Here is a 22,643-nt window from a genome sequence, read left to right as displayed (position 1 = left end):
TGCGTCCGGTACCGGAAGTGAGATCCGGTACCGGAAGTCAGTTCCGCACCTACCGGAAGTGACTTCCGGTACCGACGGAAGTGAGATCCGCGGGTACCGGAAGTCACTTCCACCCACCAACGCATGTACCTACTCATGTGACCAACCCAGAAGAACGCCGCGACGCTCGCGCGTCGCCGCCGCTTGCAAACGACCCGGAGACGCGCCATGAGTGCGATGGACGACGAGCTTCGCGTGGCCGTTGACGAGCGTCTCGCGGAGCGGCTCGAGCAGAACACGCAGCGACGGGACGGCCGCCGGCGTCGCCTCGCCGAGCTCTCCGAGCGTCGCCGCTATGGGCTGCAGCAGCGGCACGCGGCCAAGCTCGCCAGGAACCAGGGCAGCGAGGACGAGTGAGCGACGACATGGAGCCGGTGACGATCTCGTTGCGGACGCTGGCGCTGCTTGCCACTGCGGCGAACATGCCCCGGCTTCGCGTCGCTCACCTCACCGAACCCGAGGTGTACGACGAGTTGAACCTGATCACCAACGTTGCCTACGCGTACCGGATCAGTCGCTCACGACAGACACAAGTGACCGTCGTGCGCGGACCGCTGCCACCGTTGACCACGAAGGAAGCGGCGAACCACCTCGGCATCAAACACGGCAGCGTCATCCGGGCCGTGAACCGCGGGTTCCTCCCGGCAACCCGCGTCGGCCGAGACCTGTTCATCGCCCCCGAGGACCTCGCCGCTTACAAGGCGAGACGAGCAGGGAGAGCGCACCGTGTGGGACGACGTGGACGAGACGTATCCGGACGTGGCCGCGATTCACGAGACGTACGAGCGGAAGATCGAGCGGGCCCGCAGCAACAAGCGGCTCAGTGACAGCGCACGGGCCGCGGACATGGCCCGTGCGCTGCACACCCACAACGAGCAGATGGCCGCGCTTCAGAAGGCCGAGGACGCCTCGATCAAGGCCACCCGGGAGAGCCTCACCAAGGAACTGTCGGGCAACGTCGGGAACCTGTCGGCCGACCAGCAGCGCGCCGTCATGGACGCCTACGACCGGGCACAGAACCTCAAGGACCCGCGGACCGCCCTCGAGCAGCTCCGCACCGCCGAGACGTTGGGCATCGAGACGTACGCGACCGCCATTGCGCGCCACGCCATCAGCCACGGCCGGATGCTGGGCCCGTGGTCGGAAGTGGTCGCCGAGTACGCCTCCACGCGCCCGAAGGCAGCCGAGACCCTCGAGCAGTTGAAATCGATCCCCAACCCGGGTGACCCGGTGTTCCAGCTCAAGCGCGCCGCGGTGTACGCGCTGCCGGTCCCGCCAGAGCTGCAGGGCCTGTCGGCAACCCAGGTCCTGCAGCTCGCCGAGTCCGACCTCGCCGACGAGAGCGACTGACGATGTACGCCGCCGCCGGACTCGTCACCTCCCGCACCGCCGGCCGGTGCCTGCGCCAGGCGCGTGAACTCGGCCTCACCATCCCGAAGGCAGTCACTGATGCGGAGGCGTTCGCGGCCGAGGTCGAGCAGGTTGCGACCGCGCCCGCACCGGTTCGCCCCTCGCCGCCTGCGCTGCCCGGAGAGCTCGCGTCACTGGTCGCCGATCACGTCGACGCGGTACGGGCGCACGCCCAGAGTCGGCACGTCGCCGCGACGTACCGCAGCGACGCCGAGGGCGCCCTCATCGACGCTGTGCGCGCCGCTGCCGAGGGCTGGATCACGGCCATGGTCACGATGTACGCCGATCACCTCGCCGCGTTCGAGAAGGCGTCACCGCGGCTTCCGCAGGACGCCACAGCCGAACGCCTCGACCGCCTCACGCCCACCCAGTTCAAACACTGGCAGACAGCCGACCGGGCAGCGTTCAAGCTGGACGCCATCGTGCACGCGCGCCGCGACTTCGACCGGATGCTCAACCAACCGGCCGGCCGGTTCGGGGACCTCGCCGCCGCCGCCACCGTGACCGCCATCCCCGAAGGCGTCCGATGCCGCGAGGTCTGGCAATGGGTCAGCTACGGCGCCAAGCAGTGGCGCAGCGCGACCCTCGACAGGGTCACGCGCTGGCGTGCTCTGTCCGAGGCCGCGGTCCGCGCTGACCTGACGCTGTCCCTCGCCGAGCGCGGACGGCTCCACCATCGCGCGATGGGCTACCAGACGTGGCTCGACACGATGCTCACACCCAACCTGAGGAACGTCCTCACATGACCACTCGTCCATGCTCGGTGCCTGGTGATCGGGTAGCCACCGAGCCGACGAGGGACGGCGACCGGATGGTTCGGCCGGCTCGCCCACGTCCACGGAGGCGGTCGGTACTTGAGGTGTCGACCGCCTTCGTGGACAGCACACGCGATCGCGCCTCGCTCGGCCGCGGCGACTGCCAGCCCCAGAGCCCAGGCAGCAGCGACCACGCGCAGTCGAGGCCGACGCAACGCCCGACTCTCACACAGCGTGACGGACGCGCGTTCTCGCAGGTCACGGCGTCGCCTGTCGCATCAGTGCTGGTCACAGTGTCGTCAACCCGGGGCCCTTGCCCCCTCCCGGGGGTCAGCCAAATCGGCCCCGTATAGCAGGTCGCCCCGGCTGACCCCTGAACCGAACGGAGTGCCCGATATGTCCGATTCTCGACTACCGAGAGTGCCCACGGGGACGGGCGCGTCCGGGCGTCGCCTCTGGTCGGAAGTGCTCACCAGGTACGAGCTCGAGGAACACGAGATGGCGCTCCTGAAGGAGATGGTCCGCACGGTGGATCTGCTGGACGATCTCGCCGAGCAGGTCCAGCGGGACGGGCTGATGCAGCCCGGTCCGGGGTTGTCCAGGCGGGTGCATCCGGCGGTGGTGGAGGCTCGGCAGGCGCGTATCGCGCTTGCTCGGCTGTCTGCGTCGCTGCGGTTGCCTGCCGGTGATGAGGGGGACCAGCAGCAGGACGCGCGCCGTCCGCAGCGTCGGTCGGGTGCGCGGGGCGCGTACGGGATCAAGGGTGCGGTGTGAGGCGCAGGCAGCCCGCGGAGTCGTTCGGGTTGTTCGAGCGTCCGCGCGCACGCTGGGAGGCGATGGGGGCGCCGTCGTTCATGTGGGACGACGCGGAGGCGTTGCGGGTCGCGCGGGCGGTGTACCGGCCGGCGTACCGGCTGGAGGGGTTCGGGTGGCAGGGTGACCGCCATGTGGTGCGCCGCTTCCGCCGTGATGTGGTCGCCGCTGTACTGGAGCGCTGCGGGGAGTTGAGTCCGGTGGAGCGGGAGCGGTCGGAGCGGTACCCGGCATTCGCGCCGCACGCGGGTGCGCCTCGCTCGTGGCTGACCGATGTGAGGGTCCGCGGTGTGGTGGAGGGGTAGGGCGGGATGAGGCGCCGTCGTCTCGCCGATGACCCGCTGGCGCTGCTCGAGCAGGCGTGCGGGGCGATGACGGTCGCCGGGTACGGTCTGGCGCTCGGCGCGCTCGAGGGAGAGGAAGCGTTCGGGAGGCTCGCCGGCCTCGCCGGGCGTCTGGGGTGGGAGTCGCCGCCGCGGCCCGCGCGGGACGCCGATCCTTGGCCGCCGCTGGAGGAGTGGGCAGAGGCGGTCGGGCTGTACCACCGCCGTTGCTCACGTCACCGTGACGCCCACTGGGCGCACCAGTGCTAGTGCTCGCTGGCCGAAGGCGGAGCGGGCGGCGGTGACGCTGGGGCCCCTGGCACAGGGGTTGGGTTGCGTGCCGCCGCCGCTCCGCTGCTCATCGGGACTTCACGCGCAGTAGCTTCTCGCGGAGCTCCTCGGCGGAATCGGCCTCGAAGTCGCTCGCTTCGCTGAAGGTCTCCGAGGTCATGGGACCACGGAACGCCCACCATCGCGACCTGTCGGTCACGACGATCGACCAAGCGGGAAACTCGGCGCGTAGCTGGGCCTTGATCTCCTCATCGGTGCCGGTCAACGGCAGTACCTGCGTCATGTGACACAGGTTGCGGCCGTCCAGTCGAAGCGGGGGACACGGTTCGTGTCCCCTTGTTCAGACGAGCAACCCGACCCGGTCAGCGAGGTCTTGCGCGTCGCGCCGCAGGCTCTGCGGGCCGTCGGTGAGATCCAGGATCATCCGGCGCGCGTACCCGTTGAACCGGATCGTCTCCGGCGCCGCGATGTAGGCGGCTTTGAGGGTGCCGAGCTCGGTTGCCTGGTCGCCGCCGATCTGCCATGCCCGCGCGACCTCGATGAGATGCCGGCCCCGGCGAGGTTGCGACGGGATCGCCGCGGCCGTCGCGCGCCGCGCCTGCTTGGCGCTCTCGGCACCCTGCCGAAGCTCAACAGCGAGAGTGACCGCGTGAGCGCCCATGATGACCCGCGAGAACGACGTCATCGGGTCGTAGTGGCCGCGCGGAAGCTTCTTGGCGATGTCATCCGCTTGTTGCCACCAGTTCCACGCGATACCGCGCTGCCCTGACCGGGCCGCGGTGTATCCGGCCTCGAAGTGCAGCGCCCCCCACATGGCCATCAGGTCGTTGCCGGCGCCGTCGATGTGCGGGCGGAGCACCTCGAGGCCGTCCCGGTTCACGGTCTCGGCAGCGTCGAAGTCACCGGCGTCACGGTGCGCCTGGGCGAGCAGCCACACCGCGCCACCGAACGCGCGGGGGTCCTCGGATTCCTCGGCCGCCATGATGGACCGTTCGGCGACGCGCCACAGAAGACCGGCGTCCGGCTGGTAGGCGACGAAGAACTGGGCGAGGTTGTACACGCCGGCGAGGATCGCCAATGCGCGCCGCCGGTCGGCTCCCTCTAGGGACCGGGCCGCGTGCTTGGTGTCGCGGATCAGGTCCGGGAGCAGCGCGCCGAGCACGGTCCGGTGGTCGGGTGCCGCGTGCCGGGCCCGCCATGCCGCGTCAAGGCGGGCTTGGAGGTAGTCCAGGCTCGACGGTGGGCCCGTCAGCGGGACGGCTACGGCGTTGATCGCGTCCCGCACTGCGGGCAACGCGGGGTGACCGGGCCCGCGGAACGTGCTCGCTGGGATCGACTGCCCCCCGGTGAGGCGGGAGAGGTCCCGGACGCGGAGCGCTTCGGCGAGAGCGATCAGGGTCGGCAGCTTGGGGTGTTGGATCTGGCCGGACTCGACGGCCTTGACCCACCGGCCGGACATCCCGACGAGTCCGCCGAGCACCTCGCGGGACATCCCGCGCCGCCGGCGATAGAACTTGATGCGCTCACCTAGGGACAGTGCCGGGTCGGCAGGGTCGGTGTTACCGTCGTCACGCATAAGGCCTCGCACCCTTCCTGAACCCTCGACAAGTTCAGGTTACGTGCGGGGCCTTTGCCATGTCAGAGGTCACCGACATCCCGCGGTCGACTGACCAGGGAACCCGATTCAGTTCTGACCCGCCGGGAAGTCGGGCAGTCGCACGGAAGCTCTGTACGGGCGGCAGAGCGGCGCGCGGGACGCTGCTGGACTCAGGGGTTCCGGCGCGGCCCGTCGTGCACTCTGGGGGACGCTGAGGAGTGCGCAGTGCACAGCCTGTCGCGCGTGCGCCCGCGCGGGCGTGCGTCGGAAGTTCTCCGTGGGTCGCCTCGGGTTGTGCACTGCACTGTGCACTCGCCCTCGCGTGTACGCGTGTGCGTGTGCCCGGGTCCGCCTGTCCGGATGCGCGTGCACTCGCACGTTGGGCCGGCCGAACGAGCAAGCCCCTCCCTCGCGCGCGACGCGCGCGTACGTGACGCGCGCCTGCGACGCGATGGGGCTCACCGAGGAAGAGCAACCGCCCGTTGCCCTTGCTCGATTGCTCCTTCACGCGGAAGGGGGCCCGCGGTCACGTGCTGACCGCGGGCCCCCTTGCTCCCGAGTTCTACGCCTGCAGCATCCGGGCGAGCTCCTCGAAGCCGATGCCCTCGCCGGGCTCGGGTCGTTCGATCGGGGCTCGGCGCTTCTCGGTGAACCCGGGCTGCTGCTCCATCCGCACCATCGTGGTCAGCGACTCCGCGAGCCGCTCCAGGTGGCCGGCGTCCCCGGTCCGCCGCTGGGCCACCAGGTGCCGGTAGATGGTGTTGAACGCGTTGGCCTGCTCGGTGGGGGTGAGGCTGCGCCAGACGTTCATGGCCTGCTCGATGGCCGGGTCATCGGCCGGGGGCCGCTGCTCGCGAAGCGCGGCCTGGCGGGCCGCGTCGGGGTGGGAGTGCATCGTCATCTTGATCGACCTCCGAGAAGTTCCTGACGGGTGTTACTGACGGGGGAGAGGACGAGCACGGACGTGCCCCTCAGGCGCCGCTCTCGAGCGCTTCGAGGACCTGGACGGCGCGCGGGTACCCGACTCCGATCTCTTGGCGGATCTTCCGGATCGAGGGAAGACCACCGTCCGCGATCACTTCGGCGAACCGGTCCCGGGCGGTCGCGACCACCGGCGCGAGCGCGGGATCGGGGAGTTCAGGAGAAGGCGAATCGGCCCCTCGTTCCGCGTGGTCTTCCCCACCGTTGGGGGGACCGGTCTCGAGCGCGGGGACCGGGTCAGGACCACCGGTCGCGACCGGTCCCGGAGTGGGCTCGATGAACTCCCACAGCGCGTACCCGCCCGGCCGGTCGTCCGTCCACGGCTCGAGAGAGCCCAGATCTGGACTCTCTTCTCCACTTTCCGGGATCGGTACGTCCTCGCTGGTGACAGGCTCTTGACCGCGGCGGATCTCACCGATCGCGAGGTGGAACATGCCACCCGCGACCACCGCCGGCCAGCCCGCGACCAGTGATCCCGCCCAACCGTGTTCGATGCCGTGCGCGATGTTCCCCGCGAGCGTCGCGCCGATCCCCGCGAGCAGCAGCAGCCACGCCAGGACCGGCGGTCGCGACCGCTGCCGGGCCGCGTTCACGATCACCAGCGAACAGGCCAGGATCAGCCCGTCCACGGTGACCGGAAGGACCGCCGCGGCGACGCCCTTCTCACCGTTCTTGGTCGCCAGGTCGTACAGGTGCCCGTAGGAGATGACCACCGCGACCGCGGTCACGACCGTCAACGAGACCACCAGTCCCGCCCGGATCACCTGGTCCCCGCCTGACCTCATGCGCGCCCCGCTCCGGACAAGACGCCGATCTGCCGCTGGAGATCGCCCGCCGCTTCGGTGAGCCTGCAGAGGTGCGCCGCGACGTCCCGCTGATCGGTGAGGCGCTGCTCGACCCGGTTGAGCCGGGCACTGATCACGTCCAGGATCTTGAGCACCTCGACGCGCTCGGTGTCGCTGATCTTGATCGGGGACAGTGTGACCCTGGTGCCGGTCAGCGCGGTGAACCGGTCGTGTACTCGCGGGCCCGCCCAGTCCAGGGCCTCGTCGAGGGCGTCGCGGATCGCCAGGCGCGGCACCGTGTCGGGGGCCGTGGCCCAGTGCACGACGGTTCGCGGCGCGACGCCGATCTTCTGCGCGAACCGCTCGACGGTGAGCCGCATCGCGTTGCGGAGCGCGGTCGCCTCACGGCCCGTCCACTCGACCCCGGTCACAGCTTGCCCCGGCGCTTGATCCGCTTGATCCGCTTGGCGAACTCGCACGCGGCGAAGAGCGCCTCGATCAGGCGCCCGCCCTCACCGATCGAACGAAGCACCATGATGAGGACCTCGGCGTCCCGCTCGTCCATCGGCATTCGAGCAGCCAGCGTCCCGTCCTCGTAGATGTAGATCACGATCTCCGGTGCCGTGGGGTAGTTGGGCGCCCACGAGGTGCCGGTGTCCCGGAGTCCCCTGCGGGGGTTGCCCTGGTGGACGCAGACCTCGAGGGCGAGGTCGGTCTCGGTGTAGGCGGCGGCGATGTCGCGGCCGTGCCAGACGTAGTTCGGGTCGAGCTGCTCGCCGTGCTGGCTGTCGCACCACGGGACGGGGCAGCTGCAGGTGGAGGTGGTGTCCCACATCTCCCACGTGACGTTCTGGGCGACCGCGGTCAGGATGCCGTTCATGCCGTCCCCCTCGCGAACTTCGCCAGCTCCTTGAGGTAGTCGCCGAGCTCGTCCGCCTCGTCCGGCGACATCCGCGTGAAGCGGATCGGCTCGTCCAGCGCCGACCTGAGCACCGAGATGTGCGGCGCCGCCGCCTCGTACTGCTGGACGAGTTCCACGCTGAACACGGCCGGCCGCGACTTCGCCTTGTCGGAGCCGTCGGGCGTGCAGGGCTCCAGGGTCAGCGGAACGACGCGGCTTTGGCCGCAGCAGACCCGGTCCTCGAACACGTCCTCATCGGTGTGTACGGCCTCGCACCACGGGCCGCACGACCTCGTCTGCCAGTACGGCTGCTCGCCGATCCGGTCGGTGACTGTCATGATGGTCGCTCCCTTACGAGGGGCCTGCCCCCGGGCCTTGCTTTGGTCGGTGGGACCCGGGGGTCAGGCAGGTCGGTCAGTTCGTCAGATCGGGCGGTTCATGCGGCACCGTCGTGCGCGAGCTCAAGCGGCGGGTAGCCGACGAAGAGACGCTGGCCCGGCTCGGCTCCGTCTGCGAGGAGTCGTCGCCACTCGGCCACGATCGTTTCGGCGGACATGGGCTCTGCTCCGACCGTGATCTCGACCGGCACACCCCCGACCGTCATCTCGACCGTGGACGCCCGGGGGGACCGCAGCGCCCGGACCAGCGGAGCCGGGACACAGGAGGTGATCGCGTCGCGGACGACGAACTCGAGCGCCGTCCTGAGTCGCTCGTCGACGGCCCGCGGCCGGAACGCCAGGATTGTCGCGGTCATCGGTCCTCACCCTCGATGACCGCCAGCGCCTTACGGACGAGCTCGGCGATGTCGTGGTGGCCGAGGGTGTCCATCACGCCGGCGAACCCGGCCGCGTCGAGGGCGTTGAGCCACATCATGCGCGACCCGTCGTCGGTCGCGGTCTGGTTGTGGAAGTGGACCGTCACCGACCCGCGGGCCGCTTCGGGGGACTGCGCGAGCCGAACCGCGACGTGGTCGCTGCCGGACGCATTGACCCGCCCGATCAGGGCCTGGTGGACGCAGCGCAGGTAGTCGTCGTGGTCGCCGCGCTCGCACCACGGCGGGCACTTCGCAGGTGCGGCAGGTGCCGCGCTCTGGGTGCGTGTCATGATGAGACTTCCTCTCTGAGGGCCCGGCCCCGGGCGGTTCTTGGTCGGATGGCCCAGGGCCGGGCGAAGGTCAGTTCTTGGCCGAGTACACGAAGAGGCGCTCGCCCTCGGGGCGCGACACCTGGATCTCGTAGCCGTTCCCGTCGCCGTCCACGCGAGCGTGGGTCAGGGCGTCGCGGAACAGACCGCGCACGTCGGTGGGGTCGTTGCGGTCAACCGCCGTGGTGTAGGGCTCGCCGACCGCCTCGCCGTTCCGGCCGAGCTGGACGTGGACCAGTTCGCGCGCCATGTCAGCGCCGCTGCGTAGCGTCGAAGGTCTCCACGCAGAAGACGCCGACCTTCGGGCCGTTCTTCTTGGTCGCGTCGATCTCGCGGCCAATGGAACTAGTCAGGACCGGGGAGTATCGGACGATCAGCTTGGCCGGGGCGTCCTTGGGGTGCGTCGGCAGCGAGCCGATGAGCCGCTTGACCTCGCCGAACATCTTGGTCGCCTCCTTCACGCCGATCGCGACCCGCTCGTACGAGCCCTGTCCGGGCTGGTAACCGTCCGGGAGGGCGATCCAGTCGTCCGCGATGCCGGTGACCTGGGTGTGCTCGAACACGCTCAGACTCCTTCTGCTGGGGATCTTGCTCTGGACTTGCCTTGCTCTTGCGCGTAGCTACAAGGTATGCAGAACCGAGTAGCTACACAAGTGGGTGTGCCAAGATTCTTTGTAGATACGCGCGACGGAGGAGAGGCATGGCCGAAGAGCAGGTACCGAGGAGCACACCCACACGCCCCATCCGGGTACCCCTCGTCATGTGGGAGGCGTACGGCCGCGTGTGCCGTCGACTCGGCACCAGTCGCACGAAGGACCTGCTCGACCACATGCGTGAACGACTGACCGAACACGGCGATGAGACGGACCTCGCCGATCTCGCGACGGGGGAGAAGGAGCTCGCTACTCGACGCTCCCGGAAAGGAGGTCGGCCTCCCAAGGGGACCGGGTGATCCGCATCGTTCGCCATGCGATCCACGATCCGGCAAGCCCGCGCGCACCAGCGAGGCGCAGGCACCGCAACTGCAGCGCAGAATGAGCAACTACGGCGCAACTCGGTGACCCCCAACAGGAGGGCGCATGGACCCGGCGCATGAGTGGACGGGACGGACCGCCACAGCGCTCCGCAAGGCGCTACGCCTCACCAACGAACGGTTTGCCGCCCGCCTCGGCGTCGCCCCACGCACCGTTGTGAACTGGGCTGCACACCCGGACACCGTGCCGCGGGCAGCAATTCAGGAAGCGCTAGACGAGCTTCACACCCGGGCCGCACCCAGCGCCCGCCACCGGTTCGAGCAACTCGGCGACGCCGAGGCACCGAGCGACCATGTGCAGGCGTTGCGCGTCGCGATCGCCGTCGTCGTCCACGGGGAGAGAGTGCTGCTCGTCCGCCGCCGCGACGAGGCGTCCGGCATCTCGTGGCAGTTCCCCGCGGGGATCATCAAGCCCAGCGAGAGGGGCGAAGACGTTGCAGTCCGCGAGACGTTCGCCGAGACGGGCATCCACTGCTCGCTGACGGAACGCATCGGCAGCCGCCTCCACCCCGTCACCGGCGTGATGTGCGACTACTACTGGTGCGAGTACCTCGCTGGCGACGCAACCAACCTCGACACCATCGAGAACGCCGGAGTCGCTTGGGCTCCCCGCCGGGACCTCACTCGCTTCGTACCGCGAGACCACATCTATCCGCCCGTGCTGGCGATGTTGGAGGAGTCCTATGCAGCCGGAGCCTGACAGCCGCCCCGCAATCGCCGCGGCGGTCATCGTCCACGGCGACCGGTTCCTGCTCGTGCAGCGGGCCGTATCGGAGGGCACCCTCTCGTGGCAGTTCCCCGCCGGCGCAGTCGAGCCGGGAGAGTCACCGGAGGATGCGGCCGTCCGTGAGACCGGCGAGGAGGCCGGCCTCACGGTTGTGGCCAGGGCCAGCCTTGGGGAGCGCGTTCACCCGGCGACTGGCCGAACGATGTTCTACTTTGCGTGCGACGTGATCGAGGGCGAAGCGCACGCGGCCGATCCCGAGGAAATCGCCGCCGTTCGCTGGTGCCGTCTCGACGAGATCGAGGACTACGTCCCCTACGGCTTCTTCGAGCCCGTCCAGAAGCATCTGGACGGCATGCTCAGCACTTCCGTCTCGGGAAGCCGGGGCGAGACACGATGAGCACACTCAAGATCTTGTCAGCCTGCCGAGCTCGAGATTCGAGTTGCAGATCGAGCTGCAGTTCGGCGCGTGACGGCGAGGTTCGCGAGGGTCCACGGAAGCAGCTTGACGTGGGGAAACGTACTCCGTTGACATACAGAGAACCCTGATCAAGGAATCTCGTAATGAATAGGTCAACGGTTCGATTCCGTTAGGCGGCTCCACCTCAGAGGCCCCTTGCGATCACTCGCAAGGGGCCTTTGTCAACGGGTCTGCTAACAGCGCGGTCCACGCTGTGCTCATCGCGGCGAACACGTCAGCCGCAACGGCCTCTGCGGACCGGACGACATGGGCCGAGCGTGGGAAGCGGTTCCACCGGGCGCGGCCCGGTCTTCGGAGCGTGTACGCCCGGACGGTCTTCGTCATGAGCCAGCCGACCGAGTCCGGATGGATCGGCTCACCCATCCGGCCGCGAACACGTGGCCGTCTTCGGTGCCGTGCCACTTGCCGCCCATCGAGGGCCCCGCGGCGATGCCGAACCGTGTCCTTCGGCGAGCGCTCGGACGGCCGCGACCGAAAGCCCATGAACCTTGGGCACGCCGGTGGCCGGAACGCCGGTGAGCCCGACTCCGACCGGACAGGTCCACGGCCGGGTACTGCACGTGGCTCGCGCATGCGACCCCTAGGGGCACCAGAACGGCCATCTTCTTTCGGATACTGGATATTCAGACCCAAGTGCACGAGGACCGCTTGACGGGAGAGGCGATCCCCAACGCGGTGCGCGCACTGCGGAACGATCCGAGCTACCCCGGGCGGCCCGCGGGAGCAGCTCAAGAAGGTGGACGGGATCGGGGACGAGGCATATCTCGGCTACCAGCCCAGGACAGGCGGTTCGGTCACCGTACGGGTGGGGAACGTCATTCTGTTCGTCACCTACAACGGGTCGGTTCACCGGACGAATCCGAAGACCTCGCTCATCCCCGCGCAGACCGCTATGGACGGTGCCAAGTACGCGGTGACCGAAGCGGCAAGGAAATTGACCGGATAGGCGGCGATGGTGGGGGAAACGTGACCTCGGCATGCCATCCGGAAGCACCACCTCGACCCCCAAGCGGTCACCAGATGGTCGACGACCGAGCCCAGCGACGACGCGCCGGACAGCACGAGCGACACATTCGGCGGTTGAAAACGGCCTTCTGTCGAGGGTTCTCAGTGCTGGAGAGGTGCGTACATCGGGAGCATCGTTTCGAGTCGGGTTGCGAGTTGGGGACGGTCGAGGTCGTGGTAGGCGCGCGCCCACAGGGGGTGTAGGTGGGTGAAGCGGTCGTGGTCGTCGTGGAAGGCGTCGGTGAGTTCTAGCAGGGCGGTTGCCGGGTATCCGGTGTCCAGCAGTCGATCGGTATGGGCGAGGATCTCGTCCAGGCATCCGCCGGCGTACATGTGGCCGCGGTCTGTGAACGCGCCGGCGGGGGCCAGTACGCCGACTCCGGCCCCGTTCACGTCGGGTTCGTGTCTCCATCCGGCCGGGACGGTGAGCTCAAGGGGCACGATCGTGTCGAAGCCGTCTGGGGTGATGCCGTGCTCGGGGGTGGGGTGGAGGTCGAGCTCGGTGGCGAGGCGGGCGATGAGAGCACGGTCGTCGTCCCGGAGGTTCTTCTTGCGGAGTCCGAGGGAGAGCATCCATTCCAGACCGGCGCGGGTGTCTGCGCCGATGATGCGTGCGCCGGGTTCCTGGCCGAAGAGGGCGACGGGGTGATCGGTCCCTCGCAGTTCCGGGGCGGGCACCACCCAGCCCACGCAGGTGCCATTGCCCAGGTGGCCGAACTGCACCAACTCGGGTGTGGCGAACATCGGCACGTGGTCCTGTCGCACGCCTTTCGTTAGCGAGGGGCCCGGATAGGCGTACTCCCAGCCGTCGGGTGCGCCGGGAGCGGCTTCAAGGTCGAACATGAAGTCGTAGTGGGTCGCCAGGAGGGCTTCGTCGTACTCGTCTTCGTCGGTAAAGGCATCTGCCCAGGCGATGTCGACCAGCCTGGCGAGCCCGGGTGGGGTGGGGAACGGGAACAGGTCGTCGACCCAAGGTGGAGGCGCAGTCATGACGATCAAGTTTGCAGCGTCTGTTCACCGCCGCAAGCGGTCCGGGTGACACCCGCCGTGATGCGGGTCGAGCCAAGGTCTGTCCCGTGGATCGCGATCGGCCGGCCTGCTTCGGCGCTGGCCGCCGCTGCCATTCGAGACGGTGTGACGCCCACCCGGCCGGAGCGTCCTCCGGAGCCGTGTGCGGATTGGCCACCCGGAACCGGCACGGATCGGCGGAGAATCGTGGTGTGATGGCGCCGTGAGTCGCGCTGTGGAGGAGACCAACCGTCGCATGCTCCGGGCGCGGGACGCGATGGACCGTGCTTACGCGCAGCCGCTGGACGTCCCGACCCTGGCTCAGATCGCCCATGTGTCGGCGGCGCATTTCACGCGTACCTTCCGGGCCACGTTCGGCGAGACGCCGCACCGTTATCTGCGACGCCGCCGAGTCGAGCGCGCGATGTTCCTGCTTCGGGAGACCGATCGAAGTGTGACCGACATCTGTTTCCAGGTCGGCTTCGGCAGCCCGGGAACCTTCAGCCGCACGTTCCACGACATCGTCGGCCGGTCACCGAGGACGTACCGCAAGGAAGTGGCGGCCACGGGCGTACCGACGTGCTTCACGATGGCGTGGACGCGGCCGGGCGACTGACCGTCGACTCAGTCGTTTCGGATAAGTTTCCGTCCGGCCCGCTCGGTAGCGTGATGCACATGTTCAATGGGATCACGCACTCACAGATCTACGTTCTCGACCAGGACAAGGCCCTCGACTTCTACGTCGGCAAGCTCGGTTTGGAGGTGAACACCGACGTCGACCTGGGCCTCATGCGCTGGCTGACCGTCAACGTCCCCGGCCACCCGGAACGCCAGATCATGCTGGAGGAGCCGGGCGGGCCGATGATGTCCGAGGAGACGGCGCAGCAGGTCCGCGAGCTGGTGACCAAGGGTGCGATGGGCGGCCAGCTCATCTTCAGCACCGACGACTGCCGCAAGACGTATACGACGCTGCTGGGCCGGGGCGTCGAGTTCACCGAAGAACCCACCGACCGCCCGTTCGGAACCGACTGCGGCCTCCGCGACCCCTTCGGCAACCACATTCGCTTCACCGAGCCGAAGGCGTAGAAGGCCGAGCCGACGCTGATAGCCGGACTGGATAGGTCTCTTCTCCGTGCACGGCAGGTCGCGCGCCGAGATCAGCTCAGCGAGTCCCGATGGAGGATCTCGACAAACTGGATCTCGTCATGGACGACGTCCAGCACGATCATGCTGTCGCCCGGCCACAAAGAGACGCAACGATGCCCGTCACCGTAGGCGCCCTTCGGAGGGGGAGCCGTATAGAAGCTCTTGCAGAATTCGTCCGAGCAGGGACACCACTCCGTGAGGCGCAGGAAGGGCACCGATGCGGCAAGCCCATTCTCGCCCTCCGCATGGAGCAGGTCGACGAGCTCGCCGACGAACTCTGGAAAGAGGTCTCCGACTCTTGGGGGCCCTGATCCATTCGGACACTGTAGGCCGTTGTGGTGGCCGCGGATAGTGGGAGTCATTCTGGACGGGTCTCGTCGCTGATAGCAGGCGGACCGGGGGTGGGCGACCCGGTCCGCCGGCGGCTTGGTGGGAGCAGTCCGCGCCCTGTCGGAGGGTGGGCGTAGGGTCGGCAGTCACGAACAGCGGGGAGGTCGGGGCATGGTGTCACCTCGGAGCAAGCAGCAGCGCAGGCAGGACGTTCTCGAGCGTCTTGAGTGCGATGTAGATGTTTGGGTTGCTTCGGCCGACACGAGCGGCACCCCGTATCTCGTGCCGCTGTCGTTCCTGTGGGACGGCACCGACGTGTTCATCGCGACCTCGGTGGGGAACCCCACGGGGCGTAACCTGCGTGACTCGGGCGGTGTTCGGCTGGGCTTCGGGCTGACCCGCGACGTGGTCCTCGCCGAGGGCGTGGTGGCCGAGGTGCTGAACACGGCGGACGTCTCCGAGGAGTGGGGGGACGCGTTCGCGGCGAAGGCCGGGTTCGACCCGCGCAAGGCGGGTGACTCCTATCGGTATTTCCGTGTTCGACTGGATCGCGTCCAGGCGTGGCGTGAGGAGAACGAGCTGAAGGACCGGGAGTTGATGCGCGACGGCCGCTGGCTGACCGGCGGAGCATGAGGGTGATCGGCGGACCGCGCCCCCGCCGACGGTGAGCTATTGAGGTTGTGGTCGTGCAACTCCGGGACGAGATCGAGACGGCGCTCCGCGCCTGGCATGCGTACGAGATCGGCCGCGGCGGTCCGGCCGTCATCGACTTCGACTGCCGTCCGGGGGACGGCGCGCCCGAAGCGGCGCGGAGCAGGGTCGAGATCTACCGCAGGCTCATCGGTCTGCGCGAGTCCGCCGGGACGCAATGCCTGGTCGAACGCCTCGACGCCGACATCGCCTATCTCGGCGCGCTGCTCGGCGAACGCGTCCCTCTCGCCGGATACGTCCGGGCCACCCAGGGATGCGGGAGTGCGGGCTGGCCTGACGAGTACATCGTCGCGTGCGGCGAGCGTGCGCGTCGCGATCTCGCGGCCCTCGGTGTCGGCTGGGGTGCGGAGACCGTCGCCGAAATGCACGAGGCGGAAGGGACGATCAAGGCCGCGGACGCGCCGGACGCCATCCGGCAGGCCGCCGCCGAGTACGAGGACGCGGTGCGCGCGGCCACGGGCAGCCAAGCCCCGTTCGAGCTCGCCATCGAGACCGCCGACGTCGACGCGTACTGGGCCTACTGGCTCGACGGCGCCGGACACGACGTCCGGCTGCGCCTCAACCTGCGCAGCGCCGTTTTCACGGAGGTCGGCGTCCGGCGATTCGCGCTGCACGAGGTGCTCGGCCACGGGCTCCAGAGTTCGAGCTGGACGGTCACCGCGAAAGACCGCGTTCCGTGGGTGCGGCTGATGTCGGTGCACGCGCTGCATCAGGTGCTCCTGGAGGGGCTGGCCCAAGCGCTCCCGCTGTTCGTCGCGCCCGACGATCCCGCGCTCGCCGCGCAGGTGCGGGTCGATCACTACATCCAGCTCGTCCGTGCCGAGCTCCACCTGGGGATCGAGCGCGGTGCGCCGATCGTCGACCTTGCCGACCACGCGCGCCGGCGCGTGCCCTGGTGGGGGGACGCCGCGATCGCCGAGATCCTGGTCGATCGGGGCACCGATCCGCAGCTCCGGACCTACCTGTGGGCCTATCCGGCGGGCATCGACTGGTTCGTCCAGCTGGCGGAGGCTCCGCATCAGGTGAGGGACGAGGTTCTCCGGGCGGCCTACCGGACGCCGCTGACACCCGCCGACCTCACCGCCCTCTGGCCGTCCGGCCCCGCGATCGGCGGCCCGGGCCGCTAGACATCACCCGGACGCGGCCTTCGGTGGCAGGGCAGGCGGGCCGGACGTAGGGACTTGGTCGTCCGCCCCAGCGCGCGGGCCGGACGCCCCGGCCGGGCATGCGCCGCCTTGGTGTATGCGTGGCGCTCGGGGAGCGTGCGCCGCGGAGACCGGGCCGGATACCGCTCGTGGCACCCGGACCAGAAGGGCGCCCGTGGTGTCCTCAACGGGGTGAGGCGGCCCCGTCGTCAGGCGGGCGGACGGTCCGCCTCGGGGGCCAGGTGGCGGGTGAGCACCGTCATGTGGGTCTTGCGGGCCTCGGTGTGCAGGGCGCGCCCGGCCTCGGTGATGCTGACGAACACGCCGCGACGGTCGGACTCGCACATGCCGCGTCCGGCCAGGCCGTGCTTCTCCAGCCGTGCGACCGTGCGGGAGAGCGCGCTCTGGCTCAGGTACATGACGGCGGCGATCTCTTGCATGCGGAGTTGCTCACAGTCGCCCTCGGCGAGGCGATCGAGCGTCTCGAACTCGCTCAGATTCAGCCCGTGGGCGTCCTGAAGTTCGCGATCGAGATCGCACGCGATCGTGTTGTACGAGGTCAGCAGCTCGCGCCACCGGCCGATCAGAGCAGCCTCCGACTCCATGCCGGGATCCTAGCATGCGCACGCATCTGATGCTCATGCATTAGATGTGAACGAATTTAGTGCTTAGACATTTGATGCATGTGCATGTAGTGTCCTCCGCCGTGACTATCACCGACCCTTCACCGGTCTCCACCGTCCGTGTGTCCGCCGGTCCGGCCGAACAGGCTTGGACCCCCCGTATGTGGGGCGTGCTGGCGGTGCTGTGCGCCGTGCTGTTCCTGGACGGGCTCGACGTGTCCATGGTGGGTGTGGCGCTGCCGTCCATCGGTTCCGAGCTGGGCCTGTCGACCACCTCGTTGCAGTGGATCGTGAACGGATACGTGCTCGGCTACGGCGGACTGCTGCTCCTCGGGGGCCGGACGGCCGACCTGCTCGGACGGCGCCGCGTGTTCCTGATCGCGTTGGCCGTGTTCGCGGTGGCCTCGCTGGTCGGAGGCATGGTCTCCGACGGGCCGCTGCTCATCGCCACCCGCTTCGTCAAGGGCCTGGCCGCCGCCTTCACCGCGCCGACCGCCCTGTCCATCCTGACCACCACCTTCCACGAGGGACGGGCGCGCAACCGGGCGCTCTCGGTCTTCTCGGTGTTCGGCGCCAGCGGCTACTCGTCCGGACTGATCCTCGGCGGGCTGCTGACCAGCTTCGGCTGGCGCTGGACGTTCCTGACCCCGGTGCCGCTCGCGCTGATCGCCCTGGCCGCGGGCGTCGCGCTGATCCCCCGGGACCGTCCCGCGGCGGGCGGCGGTCACGACCTCGTCGGCGCCGCCACGCTGACCGGCGGGATGCTGCTCGCCGTCTACACGGTGGTCTCGGCCCCCGACCGCGGCTGGCTGGACCCGTTCACCATCGGCTCCATCGTGGTCGCCGCGGCCCTGCTGATCGGCTTCGTCGCCACCGAGAAGAGGGTCGCGCACCCGCTGATCCGGCTCGGCATCCTGCGGATCGGCGGCATCGTCCGCGCCAACCTGAGCATGGTCGCGCTGTTCGGGTCGTATCTGAGCTTCCAGTTCATGATGACGCTCTACCTCCAGGACGTTCTGCACTGGTCGCCGCTGAAGATGGCCATGGCGCTGCTTCCGGCCGGTCTGCTGGTCGCCCTCGGGTCGCCGTTCGTCGGACGCCTGGTCGACCGGTACGGCACACCGCGCCTGATCATCAGCTCGATGGTCTCGCTCAGCCTCGGATACGTGTGGTTCCTCGCCACGGCCGGCGACACCCCGCACTACCTCGTCACGATCCTGCCCACCATGCTGCTGCTCGGCGGCGGGTTCGCGTTCGGGTTCAGCTCGATCATGGGACAGGCCACCGAGGGCATCGACGACTCCGAACAGGGGCTGGCGTCCGGCCTGGTGCAGACGTCGGGCCAGGTCGGCGCCGCCCTCGTCCTGGCCGTCGTCACCGCCCTGGTCGCGGGCGGCGCCCACCCGACGAGCGCCGGATTCGCCCCCTTCCACCCGGGCGTCAACCTGGTCAGCGGTGTCGCCGTGGTCGGACTCGCACTCAACCTGATCCCGCTCCTTCGCCGCCATCACCCGAAGCGCACCTGACCACCGGAGTCCGCCTCACCAACAGCCACCTAGGCACCCGACGAGCCATCTCGGCGCCATGCGCCCGGCGCATTCACCTGTGTGCGCCGGGCGCATTGCCGAGCGTTCGCCGTGGTGCGTCGGGCCGTCATGCGACCCGTGCGGCGCGCCGCCTCGGCACTGTGAGCCCGGCCCGTCCACTCGTGTACGCCGGGCCTGCGCGGTGGGGCGTCCGGTGGTGTGCGGACGCCCCACCGGTGGTCAGCCGGATCGCTTCCAGAAGGCTCGACGGGGTTTGGCCGGCTGTGTCGGGGGGTTTTGGGTGATGAAGCCGCTGATCACTCGGACCGTCCGGTGCCAGAGCTCATCGAGACGGGTCGTCGACAGCGGGAGCCGTTCGGTGCGGAGTTCGGTGAGCAACTGGGCGAGCGGGGCCACCCGTGTCGCGTCCACGCCGCCGCGTTCGAGCTGGCGGATGTTCAGCTCCAGCATGTCGGCCACCCAGCGAAGCAGGTGATGCTGCCGCTGGTCTTGGGCCCCGGTGCTGATCCGGGTCAGGCGGTCGAGCTCGCCCGAGAGCCGCTCGCAGGCGTCGGCGAGTTCCTGCCGGACGTCGCTCGGTGCGGGTGCTCCGGTGTGCTGCGCCTCGTCGTCCGGTGGGGGGCCGGCCGGGGCGGGCTTCCCGTAGCCGCCCCGGTGCGGGCGCGGCGAGCCCTGCACGGGACCGGTGCCCGGAGCGGGGGGACCGCTGGGGGCAGCGGGAGAGGGCGGGCCGCCCGGCATGTACGGGCCGCTCGGAGGAGGGGGCGCGCTCGGAGCCGGCGGAGCGCCTGCCGCAGGCGGAGCGACCAGACCCGGTGGGCTGCCCGGGGCAGGCATACCGCTTGGCGCGAACTCCGCGTTCTCATCCGGTAGGGGAGATGCGGAGCGGCGCGCGCGGGTGCGCATGGGAGATGCGGAGCGGCGCGCGCGGGTGCGCATCGCCGTCCGGACCGCCATGGTCTCGTCCGGTGCCGCCCAGCCGTTCGGGAGGTCGACCGGCTGGGTGACCTGGTGCGGGATGCCGCCCGCGGTGACGACGTGGCTGTCGATGGCCACGAACGCGGTGAAGCGGCACAGGACTCCGAACCGCAGCGACGTGTCGACGATGCGGTGTTCCAGCTCGGGGGTGCCGCTGACGGTGAAGCGGTCCTCCAGGTCGCGAAGATGGGCGCGGGCCCAGATCGATCCGGCGGCCGGGTTCTTGGCCACCGTGCCGGCGGCGTGCCGCTCCCACGCGGTGCCGTTCGCTGCGGCGCCCCGGATCGCGAGGGTTCCCTCGGGGACGCCCCGGAAGCGGCCCGCGACCACCAGCGGCACGCCGGGGAACAGCGCGCCGATGCGGCGGGGCGCCACCGAGTCGGGGACGATCTCGAGCCCGTCGGCGTGCAGGGTCAGCCCGGTCGCCAGGGGCGCGCCGATCCGATGATGGATCTGCTCCATCGCCTCGTCGAGGCGGTCCTCGGACTCGACCAGCTCGCAGCGCCCCTGGCCGATGGAGGCGAGCCGCTCGAGGAAGCTCGCGTTGACGGCGCGATCGATGCCGACCGTGTGCACGCGCACTCCGCGCAGCCGGGGCTCCAGCCGGGCCAGGATCTGGTCTTCGTTGCCCACCTGCCCGTCGGTGATGAGCACCAGCACGCGGTCGTTCGGGGAGTCGGCGAGCAGGGTGCAGCCCTGCTCGAGCGGAGCGAGCATCTCGGTGCCGCCGCGCGCTCCGAGCGCCGTGAGGTGCTCGACGGCGCGGAACCGGTTGCGGTCGGTGCCCTCGGCCAGCCCGGTGCCCAGCTCGGCCGGATGTTCGATCACCGTGTCGAAGGACAGCACCGCGAACCGGTCGCCGCCGCGGAGCGTGTCGACGATGCGTGCGGCGGCGCGGCGGGCGGAGATCATCTTCCAGCCGTGCATGCTGCCGGAACGGTCGAGGATCAGCACCACGTCGCGCGGGCGGGGGGTGGTCTCGCCGGAGGGCAGCACGGTCATGGTGAACGTGCCCTCCTCGCCGGCCTCGTCGGGGATCAGGCACAGCGCGGCGGTCTCGTGTTGGTCGTGGGCCATGCGCAGGATGAAGTCGCGGTCGAGTCGCTCGCCCGGGTTCAGCCGCACGATCGTCCGATCGCCGTCCGACTCCTCGGCCACCACATGCAGCGCCGAGCGGATCTCGGTGAGCGGCAGCCCCGCCGGGTCGATGTCGACGGTGATCGACAGCCGTACCGGGTTGGGGAAGCCGGGCAGCAGCACCGGCGGGCTGATCCGGGACGCGTCGGGGACCACGTCGGTGTCGTCGGCCACGCCAGAGCCGGCCGCCGCCTCGTCCAGCGGCGCCCCCGGGATGTAGCGGGGGGCCACCACGAGCGGGAAGCGGAACGTCGAGCAGCTGCTCGGGCGGGCGCCGCTCTCGGCGTCCGCGCCGTGCGTCTCGTAGGGAAGGGGCTGGTCGAGTGCCAGCCGGACGGTCACGCGCTCGCCGGGCAGGATGTTGCCGACCCGCATGGTGAAGACGTCGGGGCGGTCCTCTTCGGCGATCGCGGCGCGCTGCCCGGCGGCGATCGCGGTGTCGTACTCCTGCCGTGCCTGCCCGCGCTCTTTGAGGACGCCTTCGACGACCCGGTCGGCGGCCTCCATGCGCAGCGCGGTCACGGCGGCGCGGTCTGGCAGCGGGAAGATGTAGGTGGCCTCCAGGGGCACGTCGAACGGGTTGTGGAAGCCCTGTGCGATCTCGATCCCGGCGGCCAGGCCGGTGATCGAGGCGCGCACGTCGATGGTGTCGAGCGGCAGGTTGCCCCTGTCGGTGCTCAGCGCGCCCAGGCCGCGGCCAGGGGGCGGAGGCGTCTCGGACTCGGGAATCGGAAGGATGCACACGGTCACTGTGATCTCCGGGGAGGGATGTCGGACGGGTTCGCAGGGGTCTCGGCGGGGAGCTCGATCAGCCCGCGCCGCCGCAGCTCGTCGAGCAGCGGGCGCGCCGCGGTCTCGATGGCGGCCAGGTCGTCGCCGCTCAGCTGGGGGACGTTCAGCAGCACGGTGAGGTCGGGGGTCAGCCGCACCCCCTGCACGAGGGCCGGAGCCGCACCCGCGTGCTCGAGCGCCTCGGGGAACACCGACGAGGTGTAGGCGACGTCGGTGCGCGCCGCCCAGAACCGTGCCCGCGCCTTCTGACCGTTCTGGTCCCGCCTCGTCGCGGACTCCGGGTCGGCGGGCGGCGCGGATGCCCCGCCGGAACGCTGTGCGATCGGGGGGCCGGGCGTTGTCGGGGACGACGGTTCGGAGGCGAGGGCGATGGCCGACGCGGCTTCGTCCTCCGCGGGGGCGGAGGTCGCGGCGCCCGTGAGCACGTCCGGGGGGTCCATGGCCGGCGGAAGGTCGGCGATGCGTTGGAGGGTGGCGTCGGTCGCGGCGGCCAGCTCGAGTTGGATCTCGGCGATGGTGCGGCCCGCCGACTGGCGGCGTTTGACCGCGACCAGTTGGAGGAGGTGGCGCCGTCCGTAGAGGGCGGTGCGCCCGCGGCGGCCGAGTGGCGGATCCACCAGGCCGATCGTGGTGTACCAGCGGACGAGGCGCTCGTTGGGCAGGTCGCGCACCCGGCCGTTGACGCGTACGGAGCCGTCGGCGGCGAGGGCCGCGACGGCCTGCTCCGTGAGCTCGGTGATCGTCCAGGTGGCGTCCATGGACTGACGATGACACTGTCACGATGACACTGTCAAGTCGATCATCGAGCTCACGAAGCCGGCCGTCGCTGGGCGAAATGACCAGCGCCCCGGACGTCTTTGGTGACGCTTTACCGTTTGCGGTGCAATGATCGCCGCCGGCGAAGTTCGGCCGGCGGTCGAGCGTTCCGCCTGGATGAAATGGCGC

At 69.8% G+C, this 22,643-nt stretch carries 31 protein-coding genes; 16 read left to right on the top strand and 15 right to left on the bottom strand.

Annotated features, from left to right (window positions below):
• Nucleotides 1-216: 216 nt before the first annotated feature.
• The 7 genes from OHA34_RS20975 (at nucleotide 217) to OHA34_RS20945 (ending at nucleotide 3,610) form a co-directional block, all read left to right on the top strand.
• Nucleotides 217-396, top strand: a complete 180-nt coding sequence (locus OHA34_RS20975; RefSeq protein ID WP_329518640.1) for a hypothetical protein — start codon at nucleotides 217-219, stop codon at nucleotides 394-396.
• Nucleotides 393-866 (top strand): helix-turn-helix domain-containing protein, encoded by a 474-nt coding sequence (locus OHA34_RS20970; protein WP_329518639.1) that lies wholly within the window; start codon nucleotides 393-395, stop codon nucleotides 864-866. Before OHA34_RS20975 ends, OHA34_RS20970 begins: the two co-directional genes overlap by 4 nt.
• Complete coding sequence (locus tag OHA34_RS20965; protein ID WP_329518638.1) at nucleotides 778-1,389, top strand: hypothetical protein; 612 nt, start codon at nucleotides 778-780, stop codon at nucleotides 1,387-1,389. Before OHA34_RS20970 ends, OHA34_RS20965 begins: the two co-directional genes overlap by 89 nt.
• A gap of 2 nt (nucleotides 1,390-1,391) precedes the next feature.
• Nucleotides 1,392-2,195, top strand: a complete 804-nt coding sequence (locus OHA34_RS20960) for a hypothetical protein (RefSeq protein WP_329518637.1) — start codon at nucleotides 1,392-1,394, stop codon at nucleotides 2,193-2,195.
• Nucleotides 2,196-2,702: 507 nt separating this feature from the next.
• On the top strand, nucleotides 2,703-2,978 hold the full coding sequence (locus tag OHA34_RS20955; RefSeq protein WP_329518636.1) for a hypothetical protein: 276 nt from the start codon (nucleotides 2,703-2,705) through the stop codon (nucleotides 2,976-2,978).
• Complete coding sequence (locus tag OHA34_RS20950; RefSeq protein WP_329518635.1) at nucleotides 2,975-3,322, top strand: hypothetical protein; 348 nt, start codon at nucleotides 2,975-2,977, stop codon at nucleotides 3,320-3,322. Before OHA34_RS20955 ends, OHA34_RS20950 begins: the two co-directional genes overlap by 4 nt.
• A 6-nt stretch (nucleotides 3,323-3,328) precedes the next feature.
• A complete protein-coding gene (locus OHA34_RS20945; protein WP_329518634.1) occupies nucleotides 3,329-3,610 on the top strand; it encodes a hypothetical protein in 282 nt (93 codons plus the stop codon).
• 88 nt (nucleotides 3,611-3,698) lie between these two features.
• Here the strand turns inward: OHA34_RS20945 and OHA34_RS20940 are convergent, their stop codons facing one another.
• The 11 genes from OHA34_RS20940 to OHA34_RS20890 all read right to left on the bottom strand — a co-directional run bounded on the left by OHA34_RS20940 (nucleotide 3,699) and on the right by OHA34_RS20890 (nucleotide 9,601).
• Complete coding sequence (locus OHA34_RS20940; protein WP_329518633.1) at nucleotides 3,699-3,914, bottom strand: hypothetical protein; 216 nt, start codon at nucleotides 3,912-3,914, stop codon at nucleotides 3,699-3,701.
• 57 nt (nucleotides 3,915-3,971) lie between these two features.
• A complete protein-coding gene (locus tag OHA34_RS20935) occupies nucleotides 3,972-5,207 on the bottom strand; it encodes a helix-turn-helix domain-containing protein (protein ID WP_329518632.1) in 1,236 nt (411 codons plus the stop codon).
• Nucleotides 5,208-5,790: 583 nt separating this feature from the next.
• Entirely contained in the window at nucleotides 5,791-6,129 is a 339-nt protein-coding gene (locus tag OHA34_RS20930; protein ID WP_329518631.1) for a hypothetical protein, read from the bottom strand.
• A gap of 70 nt (nucleotides 6,130-6,199) precedes the next feature.
• Nucleotides 6,200-6,994, bottom strand: coding sequence for a DUF2637 domain-containing protein (locus tag OHA34_RS20925; RefSeq protein WP_329518630.1), 795 nt, complete (start codon nucleotides 6,992-6,994; stop codon nucleotides 6,200-6,202).
• Nucleotides 6,991-7,425: a hypothetical protein gene (locus OHA34_RS20920; RefSeq protein WP_329518629.1), complete on the bottom strand. Its 435-nt coding sequence runs from the start codon at nucleotides 7,423-7,425 to the stop codon at nucleotides 6,991-6,993. The genes OHA34_RS20925 and OHA34_RS20920 overlap by 4 nt, the downstream gene beginning before the upstream one ends.
• Nucleotides 7,422-7,874 (bottom strand): hypothetical protein, encoded by a 453-nt coding sequence (locus tag OHA34_RS20915; RefSeq protein ID WP_329518628.1) that lies wholly within the window; start codon nucleotides 7,872-7,874, stop codon nucleotides 7,422-7,424. The genes OHA34_RS20920 and OHA34_RS20915 overlap by 4 nt, the downstream gene beginning before the upstream one ends.
• Nucleotides 7,871-8,233 carry a DUF6907 domain-containing protein gene (locus tag OHA34_RS20910; protein ID WP_329518627.1) on the bottom strand — a complete coding sequence of 121 codons (363 nt, stop codon included), beginning with the start codon at nucleotides 8,231-8,233 and terminating at the stop codon, nucleotides 7,871-7,873. Before OHA34_RS20910 ends, OHA34_RS20915 begins: the two co-directional genes overlap by 4 nt.
• A 98-nt stretch (nucleotides 8,234-8,331) precedes the next feature.
• A complete protein-coding gene (locus tag OHA34_RS20905) occupies nucleotides 8,332-8,649 on the bottom strand; it encodes a hypothetical protein (protein WP_329518626.1) in 318 nt (105 codons plus the stop codon).
• On the bottom strand, nucleotides 8,646-8,999 hold the full coding sequence (locus tag OHA34_RS20900; RefSeq protein ID WP_329518625.1) for a hypothetical protein: 354 nt from the start codon (nucleotides 8,997-8,999) through the stop codon (nucleotides 8,646-8,648). Before OHA34_RS20900 ends, OHA34_RS20905 begins: the two co-directional genes overlap by 4 nt.
• A gap of 70 nt (nucleotides 9,000-9,069) precedes the next feature.
• Nucleotides 9,070-9,288: a hypothetical protein gene (locus OHA34_RS20895; protein WP_329518624.1), complete on the bottom strand. Its 219-nt coding sequence runs from the start codon at nucleotides 9,286-9,288 to the stop codon at nucleotides 9,070-9,072.
• A 1-nt stretch (nucleotide 9,289) separates the two neighbouring features.
• Nucleotides 9,290-9,601: a hypothetical protein gene (locus tag OHA34_RS20890; RefSeq protein WP_329518623.1), complete on the bottom strand. Its 312-nt coding sequence runs from the start codon at nucleotides 9,599-9,601 to the stop codon at nucleotides 9,290-9,292.
• A 137-nt stretch (nucleotides 9,602-9,738) separates the two neighbouring features.
• On the opposite strand from OHA34_RS20890, the gene OHA34_RS20885 reads away from it, so the two are divergent.
• The 3 genes from OHA34_RS20885 to OHA34_RS20875 all read left to right on the top strand — a co-directional run bounded on the left by OHA34_RS20885 (nucleotide 9,739) and on the right by OHA34_RS20875 (nucleotide 11,195).
• Nucleotides 9,739-9,990: a hypothetical protein gene (locus OHA34_RS20885; protein WP_329518622.1), complete on the top strand. Its 252-nt coding sequence runs from the start codon at nucleotides 9,739-9,741 to the stop codon at nucleotides 9,988-9,990.
• 127 nt (nucleotides 9,991-10,117) lie between these two features.
• The gene (locus tag OHA34_RS20880; RefSeq protein ID WP_329518621.1) at nucleotides 10,118-10,771 is read left to right on the top strand and encodes an NUDIX domain-containing protein; all 654 of its coding nucleotides are present in this window, start codon (nucleotides 10,118-10,120) and stop codon (nucleotides 10,769-10,771) included.
• Nucleotides 10,755-11,195, top strand: coding sequence for an NUDIX hydrolase (locus tag OHA34_RS20875; RefSeq protein WP_329518620.1), 441 nt, complete (start codon nucleotides 10,755-10,757; stop codon nucleotides 11,193-11,195). The genes OHA34_RS20880 and OHA34_RS20875 overlap by 17 nt, the downstream gene beginning before the upstream one ends.
• A 1,188-nt stretch (nucleotides 11,196-12,383) precedes the next feature.
• On the opposite strand, the gene OHA34_RS20870 is transcribed toward OHA34_RS20875, so the two are convergent.
• A complete protein-coding gene (locus OHA34_RS20870) occupies nucleotides 12,384-13,271 on the bottom strand; it encodes a hypothetical protein (protein WP_285940013.1) in 888 nt (295 codons plus the stop codon).
• 253 nt (nucleotides 13,272-13,524) lie between these two features.
• Here OHA34_RS20870 and OHA34_RS20865 point away from each other — a divergent pair, with 253 nt between their 5' ends.
• From OHA34_RS20865 to OHA34_RS20845, 5 genes are all read left to right on the top strand, one after another.
• Complete coding sequence (locus OHA34_RS20865; protein WP_285940014.1) at nucleotides 13,525-13,905, top strand: helix-turn-helix domain-containing protein; 381 nt, start codon at nucleotides 13,525-13,527, stop codon at nucleotides 13,903-13,905.
• Nucleotides 13,906-13,964: 59 nt separating this feature from the next.
• Nucleotides 13,965-14,375 (top strand): VOC family protein, encoded by a 411-nt coding sequence (locus OHA34_RS20860; protein ID WP_285940015.1) that lies wholly within the window; start codon nucleotides 13,965-13,967, stop codon nucleotides 14,373-14,375.
• 89 nt (nucleotides 14,376-14,464) lie between these two features.
• Entirely contained in the window at nucleotides 14,465-14,746 is a 282-nt protein-coding gene (locus OHA34_RS20855) for a hypothetical protein (protein ID WP_329518619.1), read from the top strand.
• 190 nt (nucleotides 14,747-14,936) lie between these two features.
• Complete coding sequence (locus OHA34_RS20850) at nucleotides 14,937-15,398, top strand: pyridoxamine 5'-phosphate oxidase family protein (protein WP_329518618.1); 462 nt, start codon at nucleotides 14,937-14,939, stop codon at nucleotides 15,396-15,398.
• Between the two features lie 53 nt (nucleotides 15,399-15,451).
• Nucleotides 15,452-16,603, top strand: a complete 1,152-nt coding sequence (locus tag OHA34_RS20845) for a hypothetical protein (protein WP_285940018.1) — start codon at nucleotides 15,452-15,454, stop codon at nucleotides 16,601-16,603.
• A gap of 227 nt (nucleotides 16,604-16,830) precedes the next feature.
• On the opposite strand, the gene OHA34_RS20840 is transcribed toward OHA34_RS20845, so the two are convergent.
• Nucleotides 16,831-17,226 carry a MarR family winged helix-turn-helix transcriptional regulator gene (locus OHA34_RS20840; RefSeq protein ID WP_285940019.1) on the bottom strand — a complete coding sequence of 132 codons (396 nt, stop codon included), beginning with the start codon at nucleotides 17,224-17,226 and terminating at the stop codon, nucleotides 16,831-16,833.
• Nucleotides 17,227-17,300: 74 nt separating this feature from the next.
• Between OHA34_RS20840 and OHA34_RS20835 the strand changes: the two genes are divergently transcribed.
• A complete protein-coding gene (locus OHA34_RS20835; RefSeq protein ID WP_432763047.1) occupies nucleotides 17,301-18,770 on the top strand; it encodes an MFS transporter in 1,470 nt (489 codons plus the stop codon).
• Between the two features lie 240 nt (nucleotides 18,771-19,010).
• On the opposite strand, the gene OHA34_RS20830 is transcribed toward OHA34_RS20835, so the two are convergent.
• Both OHA34_RS20830 and OHA34_RS20825 read right to left on the bottom strand, forming a co-directional pair.
• The gene (locus OHA34_RS20830; protein WP_329518617.1) at nucleotides 19,011-21,656 is read right to left on the bottom strand and encodes a VIT domain-containing protein; all 2,646 of its coding nucleotides are present in this window, start codon (nucleotides 21,654-21,656) and stop codon (nucleotides 19,011-19,013) included.
• A complete protein-coding gene (locus OHA34_RS20825; protein ID WP_329518616.1) occupies nucleotides 21,653-22,456 on the bottom strand; it encodes a MerR family transcriptional regulator in 804 nt (267 codons plus the stop codon). Before OHA34_RS20825 ends, OHA34_RS20830 begins: the two co-directional genes overlap by 4 nt.
• Nucleotides 22,457-22,643: the final 187 nt, after the last annotated feature.

The organism is Spirillospora sp. NBC_01491, assembly GCF_036227065.1.
Taxonomy (GTDB): Bacteria; Actinomycetota; Actinomycetes; order Streptosporangiales; family Streptosporangiaceae; genus Spirillospora; species Spirillospora xylanilytica.
This window is presented reverse-complemented; position numbering and strand designations above follow the sequence as displayed.

Excerpts from the sequence above, each read along its gene's own strand:
- OHA34_RS20975 (WP_329518640.1), top strand. The coding sequence starts at position 217 with ATGGACGACGAGCTTCGCGTGGCCGTTGACGAGCGTCTCGCGGAGCGG.
- OHA34_RS20945 (WP_329518634.1), top strand. The coding sequence starts at position 3,329 with ATGAGGCGCCGTCGTCTCGCCGATGACCCGCTGGCGCTGCTCGAGCAG.
- OHA34_RS20895 (WP_329518624.1), bottom strand. The coding sequence starts at position 9,288 with ATGGCGCGCGAACTGGTCCACGTCCAGCTCGGCCGGAACGGCGAGGCG.
- OHA34_RS20850 (WP_329518618.1), top strand. The coding sequence starts at position 14,937 with ATGGTGTCACCTCGGAGCAAGCAGCAGCGCAGGCAGGACGTTCTCGAG.
- OHA34_RS20960 (WP_329518637.1), top strand. The coding sequence starts at position 1,392 with ATGTACGCCGCCGCCGGACTCGTCACCTCCCGCACCGCCGGCCGGTGC.
- OHA34_RS20855 (WP_329518619.1), top strand. The coding sequence starts at position 14,465 with ATGGAGGATCTCGACAAACTGGATCTCGTCATGGACGACGTCCAGCAC.
- OHA34_RS20870 (WP_285940013.1), bottom strand. The coding sequence starts at position 13,271 with ATGACTGCGCCTCCACCTTGGGTCGACGACCTGTTCCCGTTCCCCACC.
- OHA34_RS20900 (WP_329518625.1), bottom strand. The coding sequence starts at position 8,999 with ATGACACGCACCCAGAGCGCGGCACCTGCCGCACCTGCGAAGTGCCCG.
- OHA34_RS20875 (WP_329518620.1), top strand. The coding sequence starts at position 10,755 with ATGCAGCCGGAGCCTGACAGCCGCCCCGCAATCGCCGCGGCGGTCATC.
- OHA34_RS20835 (WP_432763047.1), top strand. The coding sequence starts at position 17,301 with ATGCATGTGCATGTAGTGTCCTCCGCCGTGACTATCACCGACCCTTCA.
- OHA34_RS20840 (WP_285940019.1), bottom strand. The coding sequence starts at position 17,226 with ATGGAGTCGGAGGCTGCTCTGATCGGCCGGTGGCGCGAGCTGCTGACC.
- OHA34_RS20925 (WP_329518630.1), bottom strand. The coding sequence starts at position 6,994 with ATGAGGTCAGGCGGGGACCAGGTGATCCGGGCGGGACTGGTGGTCTCG.
- OHA34_RS20885 (WP_329518622.1), top strand. The coding sequence starts at position 9,739 with ATGGCCGAAGAGCAGGTACCGAGGAGCACACCCACACGCCCCATCCGG.
- OHA34_RS20930 (WP_329518631.1), bottom strand. The coding sequence starts at position 6,129 with ATGACGATGCACTCCCACCCCGACGCGGCCCGCCAGGCCGCGCTTCGC.
- OHA34_RS20905 (WP_329518626.1), bottom strand. The coding sequence starts at position 8,649 with ATGACCGCGACAATCCTGGCGTTCCGGCCGCGGGCCGTCGACGAGCGA.
- OHA34_RS20940 (WP_329518633.1), bottom strand. The coding sequence starts at position 3,914 with ATGACGCAGGTACTGCCGTTGACCGGCACCGATGAGGAGATCAAGGCC.
- OHA34_RS20915 (WP_329518628.1), bottom strand. The coding sequence starts at position 7,874 with ATGAACGGCATCCTGACCGCGGTCGCCCAGAACGTCACGTGGGAGATG.
- OHA34_RS20935 (WP_329518632.1), bottom strand. The coding sequence starts at position 5,207 with ATGCGTGACGACGGTAACACCGACCCTGCCGACCCGGCACTGTCCCTA.
- OHA34_RS20860 (WP_285940015.1), top strand. The coding sequence starts at position 13,965 with ATGTTCAATGGGATCACGCACTCACAGATCTACGTTCTCGACCAGGAC.
- OHA34_RS20910 (WP_329518627.1), bottom strand. The coding sequence starts at position 8,233 with ATGACAGTCACCGACCGGATCGGCGAGCAGCCGTACTGGCAGACGAGG.
- OHA34_RS20825 (WP_329518616.1), bottom strand. The coding sequence starts at position 22,456 with ATGGACGCCACCTGGACGATCACCGAGCTCACGGAGCAGGCCGTCGCG.
- OHA34_RS20880 (WP_329518621.1), top strand. The coding sequence starts at position 10,118 with ATGGACCCGGCGCATGAGTGGACGGGACGGACCGCCACAGCGCTCCGC.
- OHA34_RS20955 (WP_329518636.1), top strand. The coding sequence starts at position 2,703 with ATGGCGCTCCTGAAGGAGATGGTCCGCACGGTGGATCTGCTGGACGAT.